Source organism: Acetobacter tropicalis (genome assembly GCF_001580915.1).
Taxonomy (GTDB): domain Bacteria; phylum Pseudomonadota; class Alphaproteobacteria; order Acetobacterales; family Acetobacteraceae; genus Acetobacter; species Acetobacter tropicalis.
Genome location: NZ_LHZQ01000093.1, coordinates 1 through 2,822, shown reverse-complemented (window position 1 = coordinate 2,822; position 2,822 = coordinate 1). Strand labels below are relative to the sequence as shown.

General features: G+C 50.1%; 4 protein-coding genes. All 4 read left to right on the top strand.

Going from position 1 to position 2,822, the window contains the following annotated elements; genetic code table 11:
• Nucleotides 1-250 precede the first annotated feature (250 nt).
• Nucleotides 251-730, top strand: a complete 480-nt coding sequence (locus AD944_RS00735) for a hypothetical protein (protein WP_045541256.1) — start codon at nucleotides 251-253, stop codon at nucleotides 728-730.
• A 2-nt stretch (nucleotides 731-732) separates the two neighbouring features.
• Complete coding sequence (locus tag AD944_RS00730; RefSeq protein ID WP_045541257.1) at nucleotides 733-1,227, top strand: helix-turn-helix domain-containing protein; 495 nt, start codon at nucleotides 733-735, stop codon at nucleotides 1,225-1,227.
• Entirely contained in the window at nucleotides 1,224-1,637 is a 414-nt protein-coding gene (locus AD944_RS00725) for a hypothetical protein (protein ID WP_045541258.1), read from the top strand. The genes AD944_RS00730 and AD944_RS00725 overlap by 4 nt, the downstream gene beginning before the upstream one ends.
• Before the next feature lie 978 nt (nucleotides 1,638-2,615).
• Nucleotides 2,616-2,822 (top strand): transposase (locus AD944_RS00715; RefSeq protein ID WP_156477223.1); only part of this gene is annotated, 207 nt, incomplete at its 3' end.

The window sequence follows — 2,822 nt, the reverse complement described above, 5'->3', positions numbered from 1 at the left end:
ACTTTCGTACGCCTCGCGGCGCCCGAAACCCTTCAGGTATGCTACCTGTCTGCTTTCGGGCTACCCAATCGCAACAGCGGCCATTTTGATATCGATGTTTGCGACTTGGAAAGACTTACTTGCGTAACCCGTCCATAAGCTAACTCTGCCTCTTCTCTTTGGATAGTGCATGTTTGTGTTACGTTCTTTAACCCCGAGAAAACACTTCGAGGAGTTGACAAGGCTTGAAATTTTTCGGAAGTTGCATTATATGACAACCGATGTGATGTTGACCGAGACTCTAAAGACAGATCTTGAGGTACTTCACATGTGGAAGCCGTCGCGCCCGATCACTAAAACGAGAGCATTTCTATTCCTTACTGAGGATGTTGCTAGCCGCGTTAACAACCCTTGGGATGAACGGGAGAGTTTGCGTGGTCGAACTAAGGCTGTCTTCGACGATTTTATTGAGAACGGCCGCCCGAACTATGGATTGTTCGAGGAGAGTGGTGGCCGTAACGGCATTGCTCAAATGAAGGTGATGGCACCTGCTCCAGGCATTCGATTGTTTGGCGCGTTTATTCACCCCTCATGCTTTGTGGGCTTGAGACTGTTCCACCGTGACGAACTCCCCTTCAAACCTACCGGGCAGAAGGGAAGGATTGATTATAAGACGTTGAATTCAGAGTTGATACATGAATGGGTAACCTTGTTGCCAAGCGTAGATCGTATACGCATTAAGGACTTATGACTATGACCAAGAAAGAGGCGCTCTGCATCAAAACTGACAAGTTTTCTGTTAAGAAATTGTCAGCATCCCCAATCACCCAGGAAGACAGAGGCTACGCACGCGCAGCAGTTCGGCTTACGGTAGCGCGAGCCATCTGGACATTGTGGGACAGCATGCGTGAAAACGAGGGGGTGGATCAAGCTTGGTTAGTCGAGCGGCTCGATAGCAATAAGGGGCGAGTAAGCCGGCTCCTAAACAGTCCAGGCAACTGGACTCTTGATACTATAGCTGACTTGTTGGAAGCAATGGAAGCTCGACTGACGTTGGTGCGAGTGGAGCGCTATCAAGAGATTGATACAGATTCGACTGTAAGGCCGTCCCTAGCAGGAATGCGTGACCATCCGAGATTGTGGAATGTTGTCGCTCATAGTTTCGAAAACAATGAGAAAATTAACAACGTAGAGACAGCAATGGTGAATAGGACAATTTCCACGACGCTATCGAGTGATTTAGTATGATTGAAGCCGTTAAAATCCGCACTGCGCTAGCATGTGATGACATCAGGATTGAAGAAAATGGTAAGCTGATTGTGATCGGTTTGATTAATCCGATCCTAGAGTTGAACGATGAACAAGCCTCTTCAAGACGCTCAGCATTGCGCCTTAACTTTCTTCTTTCAATCGATGTGAAAAAAAAGGGCAATCATGAGCTTGCCTTCCGGCTGCACGGTTTGAAAACTCCACATGGGCAATCGGTCAAACTAGAAGTGGATTTCAGCGAAGCAGCTAAGAACATCCCGTTCCCAATCGGTCCGCTCATATTGCCACTTATGGAAGATGAGCGTGGGTTCGAACTTCAACAACATCTTGGTGATCGATGGCGTACGATTGCCACTTGGCGCTTTTCAGAGAGCTACAAAGCCAAGTAGTAATTGCCCGCTCCAAAAGATAAGTGTCCGACTTGACCCAAGCACGATGAGCTAGGTGTACATTTTATCGTGCGCAAACTAAGCCTACTTTTTAACAAACTGATGCCATGCCAAGTCGGCACAAAAGGATGCGGGCCGGAGTTTTCAAACACGTCCGCTATCGAGAAGCACTCACAATGTTATATACGTCCGGCATGACGCTGATATTGACCAGGTGGAGGCTCGCTTCCGTCAAGAGGTAGATGAAGAGGACAAGGCGTTGCGCGCGCTTGAACAGGCTTTGGCGGCTGGCGCCCGAGGCTCAAGCACGGCGATCAAAGTGGCGCGGTTGTATGATGCTCGAGGCCGATCTTTGGAGGCGTTTAAGACTCTTCAAGCGGCTTTGGGTCGGAGCCCAGACGATAGGCCAACGCACCATGCTATGGCGATGCACCTCATGAACGGCGAAGCACCAGACTTGACGCAGGTCGAAGACCACCTCGGACGAAGCTTCTCCAGAGGAGATCGAAATTATGAAAGTAGATTCGATCTTGCTCAACTTCTATTTCTTAGCGGTAAGATTGAGGCCTGCGAGAATTTATTCTCCGAGATTGAGCAGGGTGCTCCGGATGATTTCCGCCGAGGGACTTCGCGAACCGATAATGTGTTTACCAAAAGACTGAACCGTCATTCTGGAAGAATCACTTCGCTTAGGCCAGGATATGCCTTTCTGCGGAGCTCCGCATACCCGAGCGACTTACTCGCGCATCGATCAATGTCAGACGCGGATGTGTTCGATGAGTTGATGATTGGCGACGAGGTAAATTTCAAAATCCGCTTCAATCGACAAGGTCCGACCGCGGTCGATATGCAAATGGGTCGAGTTGCGGTTCGAGCGTAACTAGGGCGTGTCGTCAGTTAAACGGGGGGCTTATGAAGCTTGTACTCCCGTTAGATCTGTGATGTTTTCTTCCTGTTTCTGGAACGGGGAGAGTGTGAATGCGACGGTATGGTCTGAGCGATGGTCAGTGGGAGCGGATAAAAGATCTTCTCCCGGGTCGCGAAGGTCATGTCGGTGGGACGGCTGCGGATAACCGTCTGTTTATCGAAGCTGTGCTGTATCGTTACCGTGCAGGCATTCCCTGGCGTGATCTGCCTGCCCGGTTCGGGGACTGGAAGAACGTGCACCGGCGGCTGCGTCGCTGG